This window comes from Haematospirillum jordaniae (assembly GCF_001611975.1).
Taxonomy (GTDB): Bacteria; Pseudomonadota; Alphaproteobacteria; order Rhodospirillales; family Rhodospirillaceae; genus Haematospirillum; species Haematospirillum jordaniae.
Window position 1 is genome coordinate 1,734,270 of record NZ_CP014525.1, and the last position, 22,463, is coordinate 1,756,732.

The 22,463-nt window shown below is 52.3% G+C and carries 24 protein-coding genes; 20 read left to right on the top strand and 4 right to left on the bottom strand.

The features are described from left to right. Positions 1–4: 4 nt before the first annotated feature. From ribH to AY555_RS08200, 5 genes are all read left to right on the top strand, one after another. Positions 5–463, top strand: a complete 459-nt coding sequence (gene ribH, locus AY555_RS08180) for a 6,7-dimethyl-8-ribityllumazine synthase (RefSeq protein ID WP_066136816.1) — start codon at positions 5–7, stop codon at positions 461–463. Between the two features lie 15 nt (positions 464–478). After that, on the top strand, positions 479–1,027 hold the full coding sequence (gene nusB, locus AY555_RS08185; RefSeq protein WP_066135486.1) for a transcription antitermination factor NusB: 549 nt from the start codon (positions 479–481) through the stop codon (positions 1,025–1,027). Then, positions 1,011–1,982, top strand: coding sequence for a thiamine-phosphate kinase (thiL, locus tag AY555_RS08190; RefSeq protein WP_066135488.1), 972 nt, complete (start codon positions 1,011–1,013; stop codon positions 1,980–1,982). Before nusB ends, thiL begins: the two co-directional genes overlap by 17 nt. 45 nt (positions 1,983–2,027) lie before the next feature. Then, positions 2,028–2,504, top strand: coding sequence for a hypothetical protein (locus AY555_RS08195; protein ID WP_156483341.1), 477 nt, complete (start codon positions 2,028–2,030; stop codon positions 2,502–2,504). 146 nt (positions 2,505–2,650) lie between these two features. Then, positions 2,651–4,735, top strand: coding sequence for a sodium-translocating pyrophosphatase (locus AY555_RS08200; RefSeq protein ID WP_066136817.1), 2,085 nt, complete (start codon positions 2,651–2,653; stop codon positions 4,733–4,735). A 76-nt stretch (positions 4,736–4,811) separates the two neighbouring features. On the opposite strand, the gene AY555_RS08205 is transcribed toward AY555_RS08200, so the two are convergent. After that, entirely contained in the window at positions 4,812–5,366 is a 555-nt protein-coding gene (locus AY555_RS08205; protein WP_082811941.1) for an outer membrane protein assembly factor BamE, read from the bottom strand. A 175-nt stretch (positions 5,367–5,541) separates the two neighbouring features. Between AY555_RS08205 and AY555_RS08210 the strand changes: the two genes are divergently transcribed. From AY555_RS08210 to AY555_RS08245, 9 genes are all read left to right on the top strand, one after another. After that, a complete protein-coding gene (locus AY555_RS08210) occupies positions 5,542–6,114 on the top strand; it encodes a ubiquinol-cytochrome C chaperone family protein (protein WP_066135494.1) in 573 nt (190 codons plus the stop codon). Beyond that, positions 6,114–6,662 carry a YceD family protein gene (locus tag AY555_RS08215; RefSeq protein WP_066135495.1) on the top strand — a complete coding sequence of 183 codons (549 nt, stop codon included), beginning with the start codon at positions 6,114–6,116 and terminating at the stop codon, positions 6,660–6,662. Before AY555_RS08210 ends, AY555_RS08215 begins: the two co-directional genes overlap by 1 nt. A 100-nt stretch (positions 6,663–6,762) precedes the next feature. Beyond that, positions 6,763–6,945 (top strand): 50S ribosomal protein L32, encoded by a 183-nt coding sequence (gene rpmF / locus AY555_RS11585; protein WP_082811943.1) that lies wholly within the window; start codon positions 6,763–6,765, stop codon positions 6,943–6,945. Positions 6,946–6,988: 43 nt separating this feature from the next. Beyond that, the gene (plsX, locus tag AY555_RS08220) at positions 6,989–8,098 is read left to right on the top strand and encodes a phosphate acyltransferase PlsX (RefSeq protein ID WP_082811945.1); all 1,110 of its coding nucleotides are present in this window, start codon (positions 6,989–6,991) and stop codon (positions 8,096–8,098) included. Beyond that, complete coding sequence (locus AY555_RS08225; RefSeq protein ID WP_066135497.1) at positions 8,098–9,072, top strand: beta-ketoacyl-ACP synthase III; 975 nt, start codon at positions 8,098–8,100, stop codon at positions 9,070–9,072. The genes plsX and AY555_RS08225 overlap by 1 nt, the downstream gene beginning before the upstream one ends. Positions 9,073–9,194: 122 nt before the next feature. Continuing rightward, positions 9,195–9,515 (top strand): integration host factor subunit alpha, encoded by a 321-nt coding sequence (locus AY555_RS08230; RefSeq protein WP_066135498.1) that lies wholly within the window; start codon positions 9,195–9,197, stop codon positions 9,513–9,515. Between the two features lie 159 nt (positions 9,516–9,674). Further along, positions 9,675–10,106 carry a MerR family transcriptional regulator gene (locus AY555_RS08235; protein ID WP_066135501.1) on the top strand — a complete coding sequence of 144 codons (432 nt, stop codon included), beginning with the start codon at positions 9,675–9,677 and terminating at the stop codon, positions 10,104–10,106. Positions 10,107–10,138: 32 nt separating this feature from the next. After that, entirely contained in the window at positions 10,139–10,912 is a 774-nt protein-coding gene (locus AY555_RS08240) for an SAM hydrolase/SAM-dependent halogenase family protein (protein ID WP_082811947.1), read from the top strand. Then, positions 10,909–11,733 carry an MBL fold metallo-hydrolase gene (locus AY555_RS08245; protein WP_066135505.1) on the top strand — a complete coding sequence of 275 codons (825 nt, stop codon included), beginning with the start codon at positions 10,909–10,911 and terminating at the stop codon, positions 11,731–11,733. The genes AY555_RS08240 and AY555_RS08245 overlap by 4 nt, the downstream gene beginning before the upstream one ends. An 11-nt stretch (positions 11,734–11,744) precedes the next feature. Here the strand turns inward: AY555_RS08245 and AY555_RS08250 are convergent, their stop codons facing one another. The 3 genes from AY555_RS08250 to AY555_RS08260 all read right to left on the bottom strand — a co-directional run bounded on the left by AY555_RS08250 (position 11,745) and on the right by AY555_RS08260 (position 14,083). Next, on the bottom strand, positions 11,745–12,419 hold the full coding sequence (locus AY555_RS08250; RefSeq protein WP_066135507.1) for an OmpA/MotB family protein: 675 nt from the start codon (positions 12,417–12,419) through the stop codon (positions 11,745–11,747). A gap of 29 nt (positions 12,420–12,448) precedes the next feature. Continuing rightward, a complete protein-coding gene (locus AY555_RS08255; RefSeq protein WP_066135509.1) occupies positions 12,449–13,249 on the bottom strand; it encodes a motility protein A in 801 nt (266 codons plus the stop codon). Between the two features lie 153 nt (positions 13,250–13,402). Then, on the bottom strand, positions 13,403–14,083 hold the full coding sequence (locus AY555_RS08260) for a hypothetical protein (RefSeq protein WP_066136821.1): 681 nt from the start codon (positions 14,081–14,083) through the stop codon (positions 13,403–13,405). A gap of 164 nt (positions 14,084–14,247) precedes the next feature. On the opposite strand from AY555_RS08260, the gene prmB reads away from it, so the two are divergent. The 6 genes from prmB (at position 14,248) to AY555_RS08290 (ending at position 22,425) form a co-directional block, all read left to right on the top strand. Further along, positions 14,248–15,183 carry a 50S ribosomal protein L3 N(5)-glutamine methyltransferase gene (gene prmB, locus AY555_RS08265; protein ID WP_209315761.1) on the top strand — a complete coding sequence of 312 codons (936 nt, stop codon included), beginning with the start codon at positions 14,248–14,250 and terminating at the stop codon, positions 15,181–15,183. A gap of 95 nt (positions 15,184–15,278) precedes the next feature. Next, on the top strand, positions 15,279–17,789 hold the full coding sequence (locus AY555_RS08270) for a response regulator (protein WP_066135511.1): 2,511 nt from the start codon (positions 15,279–15,281) through the stop codon (positions 17,787–17,789). Positions 17,790–17,846: 57 nt separating this feature from the next. Next, positions 17,847–18,665, top strand: a complete 819-nt coding sequence (locus AY555_RS08275; protein WP_066136824.1) for a cytochrome C assembly family protein — start codon at positions 17,847–17,849, stop codon at positions 18,663–18,665. A 56-nt stretch (positions 18,666–18,721) separates the two neighbouring features. Next, positions 18,722–19,729 (top strand): tRNA dihydrouridine synthase DusB, encoded by a 1,008-nt coding sequence (dusB, locus tag AY555_RS08280; RefSeq protein WP_066135512.1) that lies wholly within the window; start codon positions 18,722–18,724, stop codon positions 19,727–19,729. A 78-nt stretch (positions 19,730–19,807) separates the two neighbouring features. After that, positions 19,808–20,206 (top strand): helix-turn-helix domain-containing protein, encoded by a 399-nt coding sequence (locus AY555_RS12350; protein ID WP_066135514.1) that lies wholly within the window; start codon positions 19,808–19,810, stop codon positions 20,204–20,206. Further along, positions 20,203–22,425: a sensor histidine kinase NtrY-like gene (locus tag AY555_RS08290; protein WP_066135516.1), complete on the top strand. Its 2,223-nt coding sequence runs from the start codon at positions 20,203–20,205 to the stop codon at positions 22,423–22,425. The genes AY555_RS12350 and AY555_RS08290 overlap by 4 nt, the downstream gene beginning before the upstream one ends. Positions 22,426–22,463 lie beyond the last annotated feature (38 nt).

Here is a 22,463-nt window from a genome sequence, read left to right on the forward strand (position 1 = left end):
AACCATGGTTTCTGCAGCGCCACGCGTTCTGATTGTTGAAGCGCGTTTCTATGACGATATTACAGACCACTTGGTGAAGGGAGCCATTCAGGAACTGACCGAGCATGGGGTAGGATACAAGCGAATTATTGCCCCCGGTATTCTTGAACTTCCTGCTGTCATTCGCTTTGCAATCCGTGCTATGGAGCTGCGTGCCATAGAAGAACGCTATGCAGGATATGTCGTCCTTGGGTGTGCCATACGTGGTGAGACCGACCACTATGAGCATGTTTGCAGAGAGGCAATGCGTGGTATCCAAGATCTCATCCTTGAATACTCCTTGGCTGTTGGAAACGGTATCCTGACATGTGGCACCCGGGAACAAGCCGTGGAGCGTGCCCGGTTTGACCAGAAAAATATAGGTGGGAAGGCGGCAGCAGCATGCCTGTCCATGATGCAGATAAAAAAGGAAATAGGGCTCTGAGAGCTCGTACCAAACATGACAAAGCATAAGAATTCCGATACCGCTCTTCGTCGTAGTGCAGCCCGTCTGGCAGCTATTCAGGCAACTTATCAGATTATTCTGACATCGGCTCCTGTAGGTGCCGTCATTAATGACTTTATGACCGGTGCTATTGGCGGTGAAGTGATCGAAGAGGATCTGGATCTTGAAACCGAGGATGTCGTGCCCTTGGTAGAGCTCCATGCAGAGATTTTTGCGGTTTTGGTTCGCGGTGTTCATGCATCGGCAACTCGCCTTGATGCCATTATTGATGGTTCTTTGGGAGCTAGCTGGGATCCTGCTCGTTTGCAGCCCCTGCTTCGTGCTTTATTGCGCTGCGGTATTTATGAGCTTTCTGACCGCCTAGATATGCCTGCGCGAGCCTGTATCTCAGAGTATGTCGATATTGCACGCTCATTCTTTGATGGGGCCGAGCCCGGGATGGTCAACGCCATGATGGACAAGTTGGCTCGCCAGTTGCGCTCTGAGGAGATGAACGCCGTGCATAAGCCCCGTTCTGACGGCAATAATGACGGCACGATCTGAATTCCAGATTATTGCGGATCTGTTTGCGCCTTTGGCCCGCTCTTGTCCGGGAGCCTATGGTCTTCTGGACGATGCTGCCGTTGTTGCTGTACCAGCCGGCCGAGAGTTGGTGGTCACTGCAGATGCCTTGGTATCCGGGGTTCATTTCTTGCCTGATGACCCTTATGGCTGCATTGCACGCAAAGTGCTGAGGGTGAATTTATCTGATTTGGCGGCCATGGGGGCAGATCCCTATGGCTTCCTGCTGACCTGTGCCTTTCCCGTTGATACCCCTGATTCTTGGCTGGTGGACTTTGCCCGCGGTCTGGCAGACGATGTAGCCCTTTTTGGCATTCCCTTACTGGGAGGGGATACCGTTGCTACGCCGGGACCGGCCAGTTTCACCGTTACCGCCATGGGTACGGTTGCTTCCGGGAAAGCGTTGCGGCGCGGGTCTGCCATGCCGGGAGATCTGATCGTGGTTACGGGAACCATTGGCGATGGTGCGCTTGGCTTGATAGCAGCTCAGGGGGAGGTGGGGCTGTGCTGTGATCAGGTAGGGAAAGAATTTCTTGTCGATCGGTATTGTATACCCCGCCCAAGACTTTCTGTGCCAGCTGCTCTATCGGGCGGTATACGAGCAGCTATGGATATATCAGACGGTCTTGTCCAAGATCTTGGTCACATGTGCCAGCTTTCTGGCCTGCGGGCTGACATTACGTTGGCCGACATCCCTCTTTCTGGGCCAGTACACTGTTGCGTGACGAGCAATTCATCGCTCTATGAGGCTGTTATGGCCGGCGGTGATGATTATGAGCTTCTTATGGCTATTGATCCTGCTTTTGATCTTCCATCCGAGGTGGATGGTGTTCCCCTCAGTGTTATTGGTCGTTTTACAGAAGGGAATGGTTGTCATGTAATGGGGATTTCCGGGGGGACATGGCAGCCTAAAAAAACTGGTTTCAAGCACTTCTGATGGTATCGTCAGGCATCTCGGCAATATGAAAATGGGACAGGGTCGATGCTCCGCCTCATGCTGTTGGTGGTTGCTCTGGTCGTTATCATTGCTCTTGGAGCTGTCGGCTTGGTCCGATTCGGCGTTATTCCCGATTTTACCGGGATGATCACTCCGATGGAGGCGCGTGTTGAGGAGCCAGAGACTCCGGCGCCTGTGGTGCAGCCTCAGGTTGATCCTGTTTTCGTTGATCTTCCGCCCTTTGTTGTGCCGGTTGTGCGTGATCGTGAGGTTCAGAAGAACTTTACCATTACCCTGCGTCTGGATGTTGAGCCAGGGCAACAAGAGGTTGTGAACCGGCATATGTCCAAGTTACAGGCGGCGTATTTGCAGATGCTTTATGTTGTTGTTCCTGAGCAAATTCATGCGCGTGTTACCTTGGACGTCCGTGCTCTCAAGCAGCGCCTTCAGGGAATAACGGACCGTATTGCCGGGCCTGGTGCTGTGCGCGAGGTGATGGTTATCTCCGTTTTTGATCGTTGACCCCATACTTCTGCTCTGGGGGGCTGGGTATGGAATAGAAGGCCTTGTTCTTTCCTTTTTACTTCTCTTTGGGCTGCAACCAGTTGTTGCGGTCCGGACACGCTTCTGTCACGCTCACCCGTCGTCTTCGGACTGGAGGGTAAATGATGACAGCCTCTTATGTCTTTATCTTTGCCTGTGGATCTCTTGCCATATTGTACGGCATTCTTGTTACGCGCTCTGTTCTTGCCACAGGGGTAGGGACGGAAGATATGAGGCGTATTGCAGATGCTGTTCAAGAAGGTGCGTCGGCCTATCTTCGGCGTCAGTATACAACTATTGCTATTGTTGGTGCTGTAATATGCTTGTTCTTGGGATGGCGTCTTGGACTGGCAGTTGCTGTTGGTTTTGTGATTGGTGCGGTTCTGTCCGGCATTGCCGGCTTCATCGGTATGAATGTTTCTGTCAGGGCCAATGTTCGTACGGCTGAAGCGGCGCGCAGTGGTGGCATGAAAGCAGCCCTGTCCGTGGCCTTCCGCTCGGGAGCGGTGACCGGGTTCTTGGTCGTCGGGCTTGGGCTTATCGGAGTAGCCGGTTATTACTTCTTCCTGAATACAATGGATATTCCCCGGCGGAATGTGTTGGAAGCCTTGGTTGCGCTTAGCTTTGGCGCTTCCTTGATTTCCATCTTTGCCCGGCTTGGTGGTGGCATTTTTACCAAGGGAGCTGATGTCGGTGCTGATCTGGTTGGAAAGGTTGAGGCTGGTATTCCCGAAGATGACCCCCGTAACCCGGCCGTGATTGCCGATAATGTTGGCGACAATGTCGGGGATTGTGCCGGCATGGCGGCAGACCTGTTTGAAACTTACGTTGTGACGATGGTTGCAACCATGCTCCTTGGGGCTATCTTTTTCCCCGAAAGCTTGGCACCGCTCATGATGCTCTATCCGCTGTTGATCGGTGCGGTGTGCATTATAGGGTCAGTTCTTGCCACCTATCTGGTGCGATTGGGGGCGGATGGTAATATTATGAATGCCCTTTACAAGGGCTTCATCGGTTCCGCTGTTTTCTCGGGTATATTAATTGTTGCTATTACCTTCTGGCTTTTTGATGAGGCTACTTTTGGCCAAGGGGTCGGACTTGCAGGTGTTGCACCCGGGCCTCTCGTGATCTGTGCCCTGACAGGTCTGGCGGTAACGGGTCTGATCGTTTGGGTCACAGAATACTATACGGGCACTAATCACCGTCCGGTCCATTCTGTCGCTGATGCATCTGTTACGGGGCATGGTACCAATGTCATCCAAGGGCTAGCTGTTTCCATGGAAGCGACAGCCTTGCCGGTCTTATGCATTTGCGTTGGTATTATCGTTTCCTATATCGCAGCCGGGTTGTACGGTATTGCGATTGCGGCAACAACGATGCTGGCTTTGGCGGGTATGGTTGTTGCGCTGGATGCCTATGGCCCGGTAACAGACAACGCGGGTGGTATTGCTGAAATGGCGAACCTTGCGCCGGATGTACGCAAGGTCACAGATGCCTTGGATGCTGTTGGAAATACAACGAAGGCTGTGACAAAAGGCTATGCCATTGGCTCTGCTGGTCTGGCGGCCTTGGTGCTTTTTGCCGCGTATACTGAAGATCTCCAGTATTACTTTCCTGATATGGAGATTGCCTTTGTGCTGCACGACCCTTATGTGGTGGTGGGGCTTTTTATTGGCGGTCTTCTGCCGTATCTGTTTGCAGCCCTTGGCATGCAGGCTGTGGGGCGTGCTGCTGGAGCCGTTGTGGTCGAGGTGCGACGCCAATTTCGCGAGATGCCCGGTATTATGGCAGGTACTACAAAGCCAGAGTATGGAACATGTGTGGACATGTTAACCAAAGCGGCTATCCGCGAAATGATCTTTCCTTCTCTGCTGCCGGTTCTGGCACCGATTCTTCTTACCGCCTTGGTTTGGGCTATAGGTGGGCCTGTGCCGGCATTTACAGCTTTGGGAGCCATGTTGCTGGGAACGATTGTCACGGGGCTGTTTGTGGCAATATCCATGACGTCGGGTGGTGGCGCATGGGATAATGCAAAGAAGTTTATCGAAGAGGGGCATCATGGAGGGAAGGGCTCAGATGCTCACAAGGCCGCTGTTACTGGCGATACTGTCGGTGATCCATACAAGGATACGGCTGGCCCGGCGATAAACCCCATGATCAAGATCACCAATATTGTTGCGATACTGCTGCTTGCAATTGTCGCAGGATAAATAGCATACCTAAAAAGAAAGGTGGGAGACTATGAGAAGTCTGCCACCTTTCTCTCATATCAGGATTATCTGCCTGTTATTGACCTGGTATATTTGATTTACCGTCAAATGTACTTGTAGAATCTTTGTTAAACTTCCCAATGTTGCCAAGAAGTTGCTCAAAGATATTCATTTTATTCCCTGCGGTCGGTGTTTCACGGGCGACTAAGGTCACATCGGCACCATCTTTCAGGCCATTGCGCTGAATGCTCTGGATTGTATCTGAACGATCGAAACGTATGGTGATAACCGAGCGCTCCAGCTCCTCGTTCGGGTAAAAAGCAAACTGCTCCTGCTTGGAACCGATGTAGTACCACGTTTCCTCCCCATCGAAGAGTGAGGTGGTCGAAGGAGAGCCCAGCGCAGCAGCAACATCAGCCTTTGAACTCCGCCCTTCCTGTATATGCTCCATCTGGGTAGCTGTTGGCAACGCGCCGTGAGCCTTGATGTCCGGAGAACAGGCAGAGAGCAACGTGACGGCAGGCAGGACAAGCGCCAAGGCCGTGGCTGTGCTGCGACGCAATAACGCAGAGAGTGATGAATGATCGATCCTTGGCATTGGCATATCCGTCAGGTATGGGTATCCGTTCATTGGCCGGCTGCACACTGGCTGCGCTAGGCCCCATACATAGACCGAAATCTAGATCAGGTCCAGCCTACCCGTTGCTGACGCACGGTGCTTTATATTTCAGGCATTGTCCACTTCGGGCGGTCACGTTACACCAGATGCATCTGCTTTGATCAGGCTTTTAAAAGAGAGCTTAACCATGTTTTCAGCTTTCCTGTCCCAGCGGCGTCGGCGCCGTGCTGCCGAAGACCTGTACGTTTCCGCTGTGTCTCAGGCGCGTGCCCCGTTCTTTTTTGAATGTTGTGGTGTCCCTGATACAGTGGATGGCCGCTTTGATATGATAGCGCTTTATGTTTTTTTGTTGATTCATCGGGTCAGAGCTGAGAAAACCCAAGAATCATCTGCCTTTGCCCAAGAAATATTTGATGCCATGTTTCGCGATATGGACCGTAATTTACGCGAAATGGGCGTTGGAGATCTGAGCGTTGGCAAACATATCAAAGGGATGGCAAAGGCTTATTATGGTCGTGTTGCGGCTTATGAGCCACCTGTTGAGTCTGGCGATCTCCAGGCACTTGAGGCAGCCCTGTTGCGGAATCTGTACCGCTCTGCTTCAGCGCCAGGCCCCGCAGCAGAACAGGTCAGGAGCATGGCCGTCTGTGTCCTGCAGATCGTTGAGCATATGACCAAGCAGTCTTTTCAGGATGTTATGGGCAACAGGCTGGCATGGTGGATGCCATCTACTGATGAACGAGCAAGGATTGATGCCTGATGGCAAGCGTACCGGATCTTACTGTGGAACCCGAGTTCTCACGACCAGTCAATGTTGAGCGCCTGCCTGCGGGGGGACGCTGGTTTGTGCTGTCTGCCTCGGCAGAGGAATGTCAGGCTTTGGCCGCCCGGTTTGGATTGGTCGCGCTTTCATCCTTTGAGGCGAGGATCCATCTCAAGGCCGTTGCCTCTGGCGATATTATACAGGCGGAAGGTGAGTTTTCGGCAGACATTACACAGGTTTGTGGCGTCTCCCTGCAGGAGTTTGCAACTTCTCTTACCGAGCGCTTCAGTCTTTCCTATACTTTTTCTCCGGATGGAGCAGACTCTGCCGAAGTAACTTTTGATCCCGAGGGCGAAGATCCGCCTGAGCCAATTGTTAATGGGATGATTGATCTGGGGGATATCGCAGCTGAGCATCTAGGATTGTCAATCAACCCATTTGCCCGCTCAGAGAGTGCGTCTTTGGCTGTTCCGCCTGGGGTCAGCGTGAATGAGCCAGAGAGAGAAAGCCCTTTCTCAGCCCTTGGTAAACTCCGCAAGGATTAAGGATGCGTTTTCCTGTGGTATGATGCTTGCGGTTTTTGTGCTTTTTGTATATTAAGGCTGGCTTCCATGCAGGCCCGAACAGGATTGAAAGTAGCGAAAAATGGCCGTTCCCAAGAAAAAAACCTCCAAGTCCCGTCGCAACATGCGTCGTTCCCACGATTCTGTCTCTGCGGGTGCCCATAATGAATGCTCTAACTGCGGCGAGATGAGGCGTCCTCATCATGTTTGCGGAAGCTGTGGTCATTATGATGGCCGCGAGGTTGTTGCTTCCGAAGCGGCTTGAGCCGGTTGGTCTGTGGGCTGAAACCAGGGTTTGAGGTGATGTCTTGAGCAGTCGGCTCATTCTCGCGCTTGATGCTATGGGGGGCGACCAAGCCCCCCATATGGTTCTCGAGGGTATTAAGGTAGCGCGCCTGCGCTACCCCCACGTTCATTTTCTGGTTTTTGGCGATTCTGCAAAAATCGATCCCCTTCTTTCTGACGATATTCGTCCCTTTTGCTCTGTCCGTCACACGCCCGATGCTGTTGCCAGTGGGGACAAGCCGTCTCTTGCTGTCCGACAGGGTCGCAATTCAAGCATGTGGTTGGCCATAAAGGCCGTAAAAGACGGCGAAGCGGCTGGCGTTGTCTCGGCCGGTAATACCGGTGCTCTAATGGCAATGGCCAAGCTCATTTTGCGGACATTGCCTGGCATTGATCGTCCGGCAATAGCAACCTTGATCCCCACGTGTCGTGGCGAGAGCGTTATGCTGGATCTTGGTGCCAATGCGGAATGCAGTGCCCGTAATTTGGTCCAGTTTGCTGTGATGGGCAGCGTTTTTGCCCGTACCTTGCTTCATGTCAGGCAGCCTGCGGTCGGTCTTCTCAATATTGGTTCCGAAGATCAGAAGGGGACCGAAAGTCTCCGTGAAGCTGCTACTGTTTTGCGGGGTTTTCCTGGTGACTTCATGGCATTCAAAGGTTTTGTGGAGGGGGATGATATTGGTGCGGGTACCGTTGATGTCGTTGTGACCGATGGGTTTACCGGCAATGTTGCTCTGAAGACTGCAGAAGGAACGGCAAAGCTGTATGGATCTTTCCTGAAAGAAGCTTTCCGATCCAGTGTGCTGTCGCGCTTGGGATATTTGCTCGCACGTGGTGCCCTTGCGCATGTTCGGAAGAGAACGGATCCTCGGCGTTATAACGGGGCCTTGTTCCTCGGCTTGAATGGTATTTGCGTCAAAAGCCATGGGGGTACCGATCATATTGGTTTTGCCAACGCGATTGGTGTGGCGGTCGACCTTGTGTCAGATGACTTGAATGATAAGATCAAGCTGGGTTGTCAGGATGTTCAGTCTGATATTGCCGCTGTAAACCCGGATGCGGCTGATAAAGGTATCGATGCTACATTTGTTGCTGTGCCGGACAGCAGTTCCGGGAAGATTATGGAAACGTGATGGTTTGGCGATCTGTTGTGTGTGGTACGGGATCATTCCTTCCCGAGCGCGTTATGAGCAACGCCGAGATGGCGTCAGTTGTTGATACATCTGATGAGTGGATCGTTGAGAGAACGGGTATTCGGCAACGTCATATCGCAGCCGATGATCAGTTGACATCGGATCTGGCCTTTGTTGCCGCGGAAAGGGCACTGGATGCTGCCGGCGTTCACGGTTTTGATGTTGATCTTATTATTCTGGCAACGGCGACTCCGGACAAGACATTTCCTTCAACGGCAACGCGTGTTCAGGCTCGGCTGGGGTGCGTCGGTGGCCCGGCATTTGATATACAGGCCGTGTGTTCAGGCTTTGTTTATGCTCTTGCTGTTGCGGATAACTTTATAAAAGCGGGCCAAGTTAGAACGGCTCTTGTTATTGGTGCGGAAACGTTTTCCCGTATTCTCGACTGGTCTGATCGTGGTACCTGTGTCTTGTTCGGTGACGGAGCAGGTGCCGTTGTCCTGAAAGCTGAGCAAGGGCAAGGTGATTGCGAAGATCGTGGCATTCTCACCACCCACCTACATGCGGATGGAACGCATCATGACCTTTTGTATGTAGATGGTGGTCCGTCTTCTACAAAAACAGTGGGATCCCTGCGAATGGCAGGACGAGATGTTTTCCGCCACGCCGTCAATAACTTGTCGTCTGTTGTACAGGAGGCTTTGGACGCTGTGCAGCTTGATATCGCTGCTATTGATTGGCTTGTGCCGCATCAGGCTAATCAGCGGATCTTGGACTCAACAGCCCGTAAGCTTGGTGTCTCTGCCGAGAAAGTCGTTGTAACGGTTGATCAGCATGCCAATACGTCGGCAGCGTCTATTCCCTTGGCCTTAGATGCGGCTGTACGTGATGGCCGTATTCGTCCAGGTCACCTTGTTTTGATGGAGGCTATGGGGGGTGGTTTTACGTGGGGTTCTGCTCTGGTCAGGATGTAAAGCCTAGCGGTTGACAATATGTACAGGATGTCTCTTCTTCTGGACATCTTCAAGTCTTTGATATTGACGCTGTTACCCGGTGCATATACCGTCATGTGCGGTATTGGTTTAGCGAGGTCTCCATGTCGGAACGCACCATTACACGGGCCCATCTCAGTGAGTCTGTCTATCAGGAGGTGGGACTTTCCCGTAACGAGTCTGCAGACTTGCTGGAAATGGTCCTTGCCGAAATTTCCCAAGCTCTTGCTAAGGGAGAGATTGTCAAGATTTCCTCATTCGGCACCTTTTCTGTGCGCCAGAAGGGGCAGAGAATTGGCCGGAATCCCAAGACAGGGCAGGAAGTTCCTATCCTCCCGCGCAGGGTTCTGACTTTCCGGCCTTCACAGTTGCTGAAGGACCAGATTAATGATGGTTTGGCCAAGAAAGCAGGAAAAGCTCGCTAATACGGGCCCCCTGTTTCTTTATTTTTCTGTTCTGGCGCCAAAAAGATTTTGTGGCGCCCTGCTTTCTTTGTGCCTTATCTGTATAATCATGTAGGGATACACTAGTATTTCAGCCTGTAGCGTCTGTGTCGGTGCAGGCGAGTTCAGGATGTAAAAACAGTGCAGTCTAGAAAAGAAAAACAGCCCGTAAAATCTGAGAATGCATTCCGTACTATTGGTGAAGTATCGGAAGATCTTGGTGTTCCCCAGCATGTTCTGCGTTTCTGGGAAACCCAGTTTTCCCAGATCAAGCCTTTGAAGCGTGGGGGTGGACGGCGTTACTATCGGCCTAAAGATATTGCCTTGCTGATGGATATTCGTTCATGTCTTTATGAGCAAGGCTATACAATTCGCGGCGTGCAGAAATTGCTGTGCACAAAACAAAATGCCCTTGAATGCCGTGTGTCGACTACATCAGAGCAGGATATCGATTCTCAGAGTGACGTATCTCTCTCTCAGGGGTTGACCTGTGAGCAAAGGCAGGAGCTTGAGGCTGTTCTTGCTGAGTTGGAGGATGTTCGCGCTTTTCTTGGTATTCCTGAATTTGCCTGATCATGGTGATCCGCGCGTGCTAGGGAGGGGCTGTGCTGGTATTATTGACTGATTTTGGGGTGAGTGGACCTTATATTGGTCAGGTTAAGGCCGTTCTCGCTCAAAAGGTACCGTCTGTCCCTATTATTGATCTATTTCATGATCTTCCTGCTTTTGAACCAGCTCTTGCAGCAGCCTTGATACCATCTTACTGCGGTTCTCCTTTTCCGAGGGGGACAGTTTTTATGTGTATTGTCGATCCGGGTGTTGGTACCAGCCGCCAAGCATTGATTGTGTGCTCGCGTGGTTTTTGGTACGTGGGGCCGGATAATGGGTTGCTTAGTCGGATTATCGATGATGATTCGCAAGCGCAGATCTGGAGTCTTGATTGGTTTCCTGAATCGGCAAGTGCGACGTTTCACGCCCGGGATATTTTTGCTCCTGCGGCGGCAGCCTTGGCCTGCGGATATACCCCTAGTCCCACATGTAGAGCGCCGCTTGTCGCCACTATTCTTGGTTCTGACGACATAATTCGGTGTTCTGCAGGCATCGGGCAAGCCGTGTGGCAGAAGGTAGTTTATATTGATCATTATGGTAATGCCATGACAGGCATACGTGGTGCGGATGTAGGTAATCAAGATACTTTAGAGGTTAGCGGCTATCTATTGCGCAGACAGCGCACATTCGGGATGGGGGAAAACAGGGTGCCGTTCTGGTATGTCAATTCCAACGGGTTGGTAGAGCTTGCGATACGCAACGGATCTATGGCCTCGGCTTTTGGGATCGTGCCCGGAATGCCTGTTTTTGTCAGGTCAGGTCTGTCATGAGCCTGCGCGTTAAATTCTGGGGCGTTCGGGGTAGCATTCCGTGCTCTTCCCCCTCCCATGTGATTTATGGCGGGAACACAAGCTGTGTAGAAATTACGGCCAACGATCAACACCTGATTCTTGATGCGGGAACAGGTATGCGTGGTCTGGGCAATGATATGCTCCGCAGGGGTATTTCGCAGTCCAACATGCTATTATCTCACACGCACTGGGACCATATCAGCGGCTTTCCATTTTTTGCACCTCTATTTCGTGCCGATTTCTCCATGCGCATTTATGCGGGCCATTTGCACGATTATGGGGGGATTAAACAGGTTCTTTCGACCCAAATGGCAAGCCCCCTGTTTCCAGTCCCCCTTTCGGCCCTCAAGGCTCGTCTCGAGTTTGTAGATTATGACGCAGGTAATCCACTGGCATTCTCCGACAGTGTTCTGGTGCGTACCGCACCTTTGAATCACCCAGATGGTGCCGTAGGATACCGTGTAGAAGCGGATGGCCTGTCGATTTGTTATGTGACGGATACGGAGCATAAGCCGGGTGAGCCTGATTCCGTAATCTTGTCCCTGATCGAAGGGGCAGACCTTGTTATCTATGATTCAACCTACACAGATGAGGAGTTTCCTGCCAAGGTCGGTTGGGGCCATTCCACATGGGAAGAAGGTGTGCGTCTGTGCCAGAAGGCAGGGGCTAGAAATATGGCGCTTTTCCATCATGACCCAGACCACGATGACCTGATCATGTCCCAGATTGAGGAGCGGGCCAAACGGCTCTGGAGTGGGACCTTGGTTGCGCGTGATACAATGGAACTTATTTTATCCTGATCATCAGGACATCACCGTGGATAGACCCGGACCACAACACGCCGGTTTATGGCTTGGTTCTGGGGAAGTACATCGCCGTAAGGCCCCCGGTTTGCAACCTTTGGTGCTGTATCAGCCATTCCCACTGTTTTCATACGTGCCCGGGGAATCCCGGCCTCCTCGAAATAGCGCACCACAGTGCCGGCACGGGCACCGGACAGTTCCCAGTTTGATGGGTACTGAGGTGTTTCAGGTGGACTGTCATCTGTATGCCCCTGAACTTCAATCTGAAAGCTTTTAAATTGTTCTGCGCCAATTGTTGCAGCGATTTTGGCTAATATTTCCCGTGCGGACTCATCCAGTTCAGCACTGTCCGGGGCAAAGAACGACCCGGAGCCCATTTCCATGACAATGCCCTGACTGTCTGTAGAAATGGCAACAACATCCTGCATTTTTAGGGATGTGACAGATTTTTGCACTTGCTGCTTTAGGTCCTCGGTCGGGGTTTTTATCTCCCGTTTTCCGACCCCTTTGGCCATCCCGGCGCTGACCTGCTCGAAGGCAACAGCATCGATTTTCGAGATGGCAGCCAGCAGAATAAAGAAAGCCAGCAACAAGGTCGCCATATCGGCAAAAGTTGCAATCCAGCTTTCATCATCTGCGGGTGGTGAGGGGCGGGAAAACTGGTTGTTGCCATTACCCATCATGATGGTCGTCTTCCTTCTGGCGTGCTGGCTCAGGCGTTGGAGCGTGACCGATCTATGCTGAAGTGTGCTGCTGGATCCAGGAAGGCATTCATCTTGTCCTGAATGTAGCGAGGGCTTTTACGTTCTGCCAGAAGGGCAAGCCCCTCTGCAAGAAGGTAGTTCCGGAAGCGTATGATTTCTTCACGCTGTTGCACTTTCGAAGCTGCAGGCAACAAGATCATACGTGCAAACATGACGCCGTATAGCGTTGTGACCAGAGCAACGGCCATACCCGGACCAATGGAGGATGGATCACCCCCCATGGAGTCCAGCATGATGATCAACCCAACCAAGGTTCCGATCATGCCGAAAGCGGGGGCAATACCGCCCATATTACGCAGGATATCAGCCTGTACCGTATTTCTCTGGAACGTACTTTCAACTGTAGCCGCAAGAATCTCGCGGAGCTCCGGCCCTGTATAACCAGCAACTACAAGATCAATGCCAAAGCCCAAGAAGCGGTCGGATTTTCGTACCTTTCCGGAATCCGATTCCAGCCCGGCCAATCCGTTCTTCTGAATGATGTAGCCCCAGCGGATAATCCGTCCAACCTCGTGGGTCAAGATGCCTTGCCCCACCTTGTTTGTGAAGAGAATGGATTGCAGGCTCAGCATGGACTGTATGACATAGCGTGGCTCATACGACACAAAGGTCGCGGAGAATGTGCCACCCACCACCATGATCAAGCTGGGAACATCTATAAACAGCATGAAGTTATCGGTGCTGAGCAGAATAGCACCGACAAACAACCCAAACCCCAGAATGGCACCGAAAACCGTTGCGAATGACATGGTCTGCCCCGTCTGCCCAATCGGCAAAACAACAGTACCCGATATGATGTTTAGGTACCGCTTACACACGATGACTGGAAAATGCCCTTTTCTGCAAGGGTTGCAATGGTTCTGTTGCTGTTGGTCGGTCAGAGCGCTCTGAAACTGCTTTGCTTACGACCCGTTTGGGGTAATGAAAATGTCGAGAAATTCTGTATCCGGTGCTGTGCGCACGATCTTGGTCGGACGTCCCGTCGTATCCAGCAAGCCATAATGTTGTAGATGATTGAAGACTTTCAGGAAGTGTTGGCGATTGTGAAGAGAAGCACCACCCTCCAGCCAATTCTGTTCCAAGAACGCCAAGATCGCCGGGTGTCCCAGTTCAACTTCCCAAAGGATACCAAGTAACGAGGCCATGGCTTCTTCCATTTCACGTTGTATGCCATGAACGCTCATCCATTGGTCTGCCTGAGCCTTGAGCCCCGTCTCAGGCCCTGCACCAAGGCCAAAGTCAGGAACGTGACGGCGTTCAGGTGCACAAACCTGCCAGTGGGCAACATCGTGAATGATAACAGATGGTTCCATGTTTCCGCTCAGGACCTGTCCATCCCATGTAAAGCCGTCTTCAGGCGGTTGTGATGAGACAGACATTCCAAAGGACTGAGCAAGTTCAATGGCTTCCTGACGTTGTGCGGGGCACTGTGAAAGTGTGATGCTGTCACCGGAATCCACATACGCCAAAGTAAAGGCAATACGCTCAACAGCAGCCTGCGCTGCGCCGGTACCTTCCAGAGAAGCCGAAAATGTGCCTAGGGCAGTGGGTATTTCGGACATGACAAGGGGAGAGAGTATCATTCCTGATCCAGGGCGGGTGCATACATCTTTTTGATGCCGTATCCTGTTTTCCATCATATGGCAAGATACGTAAACTGTTCAGGGACGCATTGTATCGCTTTGCCGCGCTTGGTAGATAGAGTGCTCTTGCTTGGATTTTCAGGGTTTGTGGGAGTTTTTATCATATGACAGGCATCGACACCGTGACTGCTGTTGCTGATTTCAGGACGGTCCGTGATTTCATTCGCCATGCTGTCAGCCAGTTCAATGCCGCAGACCTCAGCTATGGCCACGGAACCGCTTCAGCGTGGGACGAGGCTGTTTTTATGGTTTTGGAGGCCCTGCGGCTGCCTGTTGACCAGCTTGAACCTTATCTTGATGCTAGGCTGGCTACGCCTGAAAGAACCCGTCTTGCCAGTTTGATCGAGACCCGGGTAAAGACCAGGAAGCCGGCTTCCTATCTTCTCAATCGCGCTTATATTCAGGGTTTTCCCTTTTATGTTGATGAACGTGTGATTGTTCCGCGCTCCTACATTGGCGAAATCCTGTTTTCGGGTATTTTTTCCGGGGAAGGGTTGGCCTTGGTTGATGATCCGACTGAACCGGCCCATGTTCTTGATCTGTGTACCGGCTCGGGCTGCTTAGCAATTCTTGCAGCCCATGTTTTTCCCGAAGCAGACATTGATGCGGTGGATTTGTCTCCTGAGGCCTTGTCGGTCGCCCGGCGCAATGTAAAAGACTATGCTTTTGAGGATCGTATCCGTTTGTTCGAGGGCGATCTCTTCTCTCCCTTAAAAGGGCGAAGATACGACGTAATACTGACGAACCCGCCGTATGTTGATGCTTCGTCCATGGAGGTTCTGCCGCCGGAGTTTCGGCACGAACCCTCTATGGCTTTGGCCTCTGGTGAGGATGGGCTCGACCTTGTTCGCAGAATTTTGCATGAGAGCCCGCACTATTTGACCGAAAAAGGCGGTATCCTGTGCGAATTCGGTACCGGGCGAGAGATTCTTGAGGCGGAGTATCCGGATCTTGACTTCTTGTGGATCGAGACAGAAAGCAGTTTTGGGGAGGTCTTCTGGTTGACTCGCCAGCAATTACTGGCCGGGGGGCACAGATAGGCACCGGTATTAAACAAGGCTCGCGCGCAGCTATACTTTGTTGTAGCCTGCCGTAACCGCTGTCTTACGCTGCCTGTCCGGGAAGGAAAGCATCCATGAGCAAAAGGCGTCTGCTTTTTGTGATCTGCGGTTTCATGGGCGGGCTTCTGCTTGTGCACTCTGCTCCGGCCTTGGCATTCAGGGCGCCAATGGGCCGCCCCTATATCATTGACCTTTCCCTCTTCTCACTTGTTGTGCCCGGACTTTGCCTTGGCCTTGGCCTTGCTTTGTGGATGGCTGGACCATCCGGGCGCTATGGTCGCTCTCATTATGCAGGCGGTCTTGCGATTCTTGCCGCGATGCAGGGAATCAATCTTGCCGACATCAGTCTGTTTTTCCCTCACTTGCTGATCCATCTGGAAACCATGGACCGGCTTACCTTGGCTTTATTGCCCATGGCGCCGGCATTCTTTCTTCTTCTCGTGCGCGATCAGGTGGTCAGCCGTGTTTTGTATCGTGTTGTTCCTTTTGTTCTTGTCCTTGTGTCAGCAATCTTTCTGTCTGCTTTTTTCCTGCCCTATAATCACCTTTTGATCTTGCACACCATTGTCAGCGTCTTCTGCCTTGCCGGCTTTGCTATCGGCATTCTAGAGGTCGGTCTGGGTCGGGGAGGGGAGAGGCTTCGTCCTGCCCTGGTTATCCTGTGTGGGGCCAGCGTTATTCTTTCCCTCGTCAATGATCTGGTTTCCGGATGGAGCGGTGGCCGCGATACCTCGCTTCTGGCTTTGTCGCTGGGGGGAAGTGCTCTGGTGTGTGGTGCTCTTTCGGCCCGTGACATGAGACGAAGCCGCCGTAGCCGGAAACTGGAGCTGCGGCACCTTCTTGACCTGCGTGCAATTCTTGAGCAGCGTATCAAGGATACATCCTCTAGGATCAATAGCTTACATATCCGTATTGATAATTTCCTTAAACATATACCAGAAGCCGTTTTGACTTTGGATTCTGAGGCTAGGATTCATCGCTACGAGGGTGGTGCCGAGGCTCTTTTTGGCTGGAGTGGGCCGGAAGTTATTGGGCGCTCAGCCATTTCCCTTCTTTCGGGAGAGTGGGCAGAGCGCTTCCTGCATGCCCTGAGACATCTGGAGCATGACGAAGAGGTTGAGTGGGGTGGTACGCGCCGTTTCGAGATCCATCTGCGTAATCGTGATGGGCGCGTGGTACCAGCAAACTGTTCAATTTCGATTGTGCACGAGGAAGGATCAAAGCTTTTTCAGGTGTTATTGCGTAGCACAGAAGCAGAGAAAAAGGCGCAAATGGATCTTTCCGCACAAAAGGCCCTTGTCTCCGAGCTACAGGACCGGTTGCGGCATATGGAGGAGTGTACGGCAACGGGGTGGTATGAAACATCCTCGGCTACAGGGAAAACCCGCTGGTCAGCAGGACTGGAGGCAATCTGGGGATTCCGGGATGGTGCAAAGCCTGCTGGGCTGAGAGATTTCGTCTTCAGAATTACTGAAGAAGATCGCCCGCAACTCATTCATTCTCTTGATGATCCATCATGGGACGAAACCCGCCATACAGTACGCGTTCAGATTGATGATGTCAGGGTGGCCACAATCGAACTCTCACTGGTTCGTGAACGCGCCGCAGACGGTACCATTGTCCGTGAAACCGGTATCGCTCGCCGGTTATACGAGCAAAGTATTGCGCCCTTGTCTTTCATGGCGACAGGGAAGCCTATAGAACGGGAAACCTATGTCATGGGCAGTATGGATGTGTCAGCTGGTCCGGATACAATGGCACCTCAACCGGGGCGCGGGGAGCCTCTCGATATTCTTTTGGTTGAAGATGTTGAGGTAAATCAGAGGGTTGCGGTTATGTTTCTAGAGCGTGAAGGCCACCGCGTATCGGTTGCCTCTACAGGTAAGGATGGCGTTGAGGCTGTATCACAGGGATGTTTTGACCTTGTGCTCATGGACATCCGCCTTCCTGATATTGATGGCGTTGAGGCTGTACGTCGCATTCGTGCCCTTGATGATCCGGTGCGGGCGCAAATTCCTGTCCTCGCATTGACGGCAAACGTCTTTGAAGATGATGTGAAGCGCTACAGGGCTGCTGGTATGAATGGTGTTGTGGCCAAGCCTATACGCATAGAATCATTTCGGCAGGCGTTACGCTCCATACAGTCATCGGGTTCCGCAGATGATACAGCTTCTGCCGGGGTAGCCTTTTTATCTACGGCTTCACCCTCCCTAGATGAAGGATTCATTGCGGACAGGCTGTCTGCCTTGGGTACGGAAAGCTTCAAGGCTATTCTGGGGTTAGGGCGACGGAGTATGGATAATGCGGTATCCGAGCTTTCTGTTGCTTTGGGATTATCCGATCCAGATTTGCTTGCGCGTTCAGGGCACAAGCTTGCCGGTGCCGCCAGCAACTTCGGTTTTTCTAGGCTTATGAAACTGGGGCGGGATATAGAGGATCTTGCCTTGGGTGGTGATGTTGCGCAGGCGCGCGCAATGGCTGCAGAAGGAGAGGCTTTGTGGGCTGAAGCCAGCAGAGCCTTGGATCTTTGGCTGAGTGCACGCAATCTTCTGGATCATCGCCAAGAGTTGTCAACGTTCCTTTAGATCTTTATCTGTGTTGCCGGGATTGAGTTCTGCACTGAAGCGGGTATGATCACGGCCATGTCAGCAATGCCTCTCTATGGAATTCCAGCTTTTTTTACCCTTATCCCTGCCGTTCTTCTGGTTTTCCGGCACGGGGGAGGGCGGGATTCTGCATTCTGGGGTGCTTTGGGTCTTGCTGTGCTTGGGTCAGGGGCTCAAGCTATTGAATTCTACCATTATGGTTTTGGTGAGGGGTTCTCTTTTTCCCTTTGGGTGACAATTACGTCAACCTTGGTCTTGTTTGTCGTTGGTGCTTTGGTCTTGCGGCAGGGGTGGCGCTTGCTGTTTCTTCTGGCCCCCTACCTTCTATTGCTGGGTGGGGTAGCAACCCTGTTCCACCTTGTATTCGGGGAAAAGCATGTTTCTTTTCCTGTCGTGTCTGCAACGGATGGCGAAGGGATATGGTTTTTCCTGCATGTGGTTGTTGGCATCCTATCTTATGCCCTTCTTACATTTGCGGCGGTTGCGGCTCTGTCGGCCTTTTTGCAGGAGCGAGCGCTAAAGCATAAGTCACCAAACAGGTTGACCCGGAAGCTGCCTTCCGTTGCCGAGAGCGAGGCGCTGTCTTTGGCCATGCTGCTTCAGGGTGGGCTCGTTCTTGGCCTTGGCTTATGTTCAGGACTTGCTGTAAATTGGCTTGAGCACAGGGTGCTGCTTGATTTCAATCACAAGAGCATCTTGAGTATCCTGACGTTTGTAACGGTTGTGATCCTGATCGTGGCCCGTTTTGTTAGTGGTACAAGGGGACGGGTCGCTGCACGTCTTGTGTTGCTGGCATGGCTCTTTTTGACTTTGGCTTGGCCTGGGGTCAAGTTTGTGTCCCAAGCTTTGCTCTGACCTTGGGGCAGGTCTTCTCGGTACATTACAGGGCAATACGGAAAAAGCCTGAATTCATGAACAATACCTTCGATCCTTTGCGGATTGGCCGCCTTGATGCGGTGTCGCCGGTTCTTCTTGCCCCTATGTCAGGGGTAACGGATCAGCCTTTCAGGCGTCTGGCCAAACGGTACGGAGCTGGCCTTGTTTTTTCGGAAATGATCGCCAGCGCCCAGATGATCCGTGCCCATCGGGATACCTTGCGTATGAGCACGGCCTGTCAGGATGAGCACCCTATGGCTGTCCAGCTTGCAGGAAATGAGCCTGTTGTCATGGCAGATGCTGCCAGAATGAACGAAGGCAGGGGAGCCGCCCTGATTGACATCAATATGGGATGCCCGGTGAAGAAGGTTGTCAAAGGGCACGCGGGCTCTGCCCTGATGCGGGATGAAGTCTTGGCGGGCGCTATCATGGAAGCTGTTGTCCGCGCTGTTTCCGTGCCGGTATCGGTTAAAATGCGCCTTGGCTGGGATTCCGGGACGCAGAATGTGGTTCGTATGGGGCAGATAGCGCGTGAAAGTGGTGTTGCGATGATTACGGTGCATGGACGAACCCGGTGTCAGATGTACACGGGAAAGGCTGATTGGTCTGCCGTTCGTCCTGTGGTCGAGGCGGTAGATCTACCCGTCGTGGTGAATGGTGATATCATTGACTTGGGCACTGCCCAGGCTGCTTTGGCTCAATCGGGCGCGGCAGCCGTTATGGTTGGGCGAGGGGCACAGGGCAGGCCTTGGCTGCCAGGGGGGCTGGCACGTGCCTTACAGGGTGGGGGTGCGGTTATTCCTCCTTCTCTTCCCGAGCGTCGGGATCTTTTGCTTGAACACTACAGTGATATTATTGCTCACTACGGGCTAGATGTTGGCTTGCGTGTTGCCCGCAAGCACGTCGCGTGGGGAGTGGCAGGCATTCCCGGCGCTTCTGCCTTCCGGGAGTCTTTCAATACGTTGACAGAAGCTCGTGAGGCTTTGCTGTCCATATCGCTCTTTTTTGAGCAGGTTATTGACAAAGCGCCATTGGCAGCTTGATATCCGATCCTTGTCTCTATCCGGAAGGTGTAGAAAGTTTATCCCGTTGGTTTCTTGATGTGAGAGGATAGTATCTCGGTGGTTTCACATGCTTGCCCTGTAGATGGATTGTCTTCGTCCGGCCTTGCAAGCGGCATGCTCAATAAGAATTCTTCCGACGAGAGTGATTCGGCCTTGCCTTCTTGCCATGGGGCGGAAGATTGCGCTGCTGTTGTGTTGCCGATTCAAGTTGAAGGACTGGCCGAAGCCGTACAGCGGAGTTTGGCAGCCTACTTTGCCATGCATAAGGACGGGTTGCCCCCAGCCGGTTTATACGACCGCTTGCTGTCTGAGTTCGAGCGTCCCCTGTTGACGCTTGCGCTTGATGCTACAGGTGGTAACCAGCTCCGCGCTGCAGCCTTGCTAGGGCTGAATCGCAATACATTGCGCAAGAAAATCAGGGCGTTGTCTATCAGTCCAGTCAGGGGATCTGTATGAATCAGCCCGTACAAGATGGTTCCGTCATGCGTTTTTATGCATGGTTGCGCCAAGGGGGTGTGGCCAGAAAGCTTGCCGTTCTTCTTGGGGCGGCAGCCTTGGTCTTTGGTGCTGCAACATGGGCTGTTCTTGCCGGATTCTGGGAACCTGTTTCAGATGGAGGGCACGCTTTATCCGTCTTGTTGAATCTCGACCTGATTCTTCTTTTGGTGCTATCAGCGCTGGTTATTCGCAGCATCGTTGCGCTTTGGCTTGCACGCCGAACCGGAGGAGCAGGGTCAAGGCTTCATTTGCGTTTGGTTGGTCTTTTTGGTGCTGTAGCGATTACCCCGACAATTCTGGTTGCTGTCTTTTCAGCCTTGTTTTTTAACCTTGGGGTCCAGTTCTGGTTTGGGGAACGGGTTCAGACGGTCCTGTCCGAGAGTCAGGCTGTTGCGCAGGCCTATCTGGATGAGCACCGCCAAGCCATAGCTGGTCAGGCGTTGGTTGTGGCTGGTGATATCCAGCGTAACTGGGAAAGGCTTCTGCAAAATCCCGATGATCAGTCGCGCTATCTGCAGACCCAGGTTTATGTGCGTGGATTGACCGAAGCCGTCCTGTTTGAGCGCAGTGGTAAAGTTGGTGCGCGGGCAGGGTATACGTTTTCCCTTCAGTTTGAGGATGTACCCCTGTGGGCGCTCGAGAAAGCAGATCAGGGTGAAGTTGCGGTCCTGACAGGCGAGAATGAAGACAGGGTTCGTGCCTTGGTGCGTCTTGATACCCTGCCCGAGATGTTTTTGTACGTTGGTCGCTTTGTTGATACTGATGTCATCCGACATATCGACAATACAGATAATGCTGTGCAGCAGTACCAGCGGATGCAGTCAGGTCGGGCCGAACTCGAGCTGCGTTTTTCATTGGTTTTCATTGTGGTATCGCTTTTGCTGTTGTTGGCAGCTGTCTGGGTTGGCCTGAACTTGGCTAACCGTTGGGCGATGCCAATCGTGGAGCTGATTAATGCCAGCGAGCGTGTATCTGTTGGTGATATGGCCGTACGTGTTTCAGAAGTTGATGCTTCTGATGAAGTTGCCGCTTTGTCCCGTGCCTTTAACAGGATGACCGCGCGTATTACAGCCCAGCAAAAAGAACTTTTAGAAGCCAATAGAACCCTGGATGAGCGGAAACGGTTTACCGAGACCGTTCTGGAGGGGGTTTCAGCAGGCGTTATATCAACGTCTCCCGATGGCTTCGTGACACTGGTCAATCGTTCGGCACAGACTCTTCTTGATCTCCCGGCTGTTTCTTCATTGGAAGGCCAGCATATCTCTATTGTGATTCCTGAGTTTTCTCCTCTTCTGCCCGAAAAGGAGACTCTGTGCGAGGGGCAGTCAGCCCAGCGTGAAATGGTTCTGAGCCGTGGGGGGAAGGATTTGACCTTCTTGGTCAGGGTTAGCGCCGAGTATGTTGATTCTAGGGTTATTGGTAATGTCATTACATTTGATGACATTACCCTTTTGCAAGCGGCGCAGCGGACTGCGGCCTGGGCGGATATTGCACGTCGTATAGCGCATGAAATCAAAAATCCCCTGACTCCTATACAGCTCTCTGCAGAGCGCCTGAAGCGGCGTTATCTTAAACAGATACAAGAGGGACAGGATGTTTTTGTGCAGTGCACGGATACCATTATTCGCCACGTGGGTGATATAGGGCAGATGGTTGATGAATTCTCGGCGTTTGCCCGGATGCCTCAGCCTGTTATGAAGAATGAAAATCTCTGTGAAATCATAAGGCAATATAGTTTTCTTCAACAAACAGCTTATCCTGCTATTCGCTTTGTTCTGGATATTCCGGAAGAAGAGGTCGTCGTTTTGTGTGACACGCGTCAGGTTGGACAGGCTTTGACAAACATTATAAAGAATGCGGTTGAAGCTATTGAATCACGGGATAATCCAACGGATCCCGGCTGTATAACCGTCTCTCTTCGGGAACAGGGTGGTGTCATCAGGGTATTGGTTTCAGACAATGGTCGTGGGTTGCCCAAGGCCAATCGGGAGCGTTTGGTCGAGCCCTATGTCACAACACGATCCAAAGGCACGGGTCTTGGTTTGGCGATTGTCAAAAAAATTCTGGAAGACCACGGTGGTGATCTGTTACTTGAAGACGCTTCTGACGGAGGAGCGCAGATTTCGATGCTGTTTACATTTCAATCGGCTGTAGTACAGGATGGTGTTTCTGCTTGATCCGGAGCACATTTCACATTTTCAGGCACAAGGCAGCA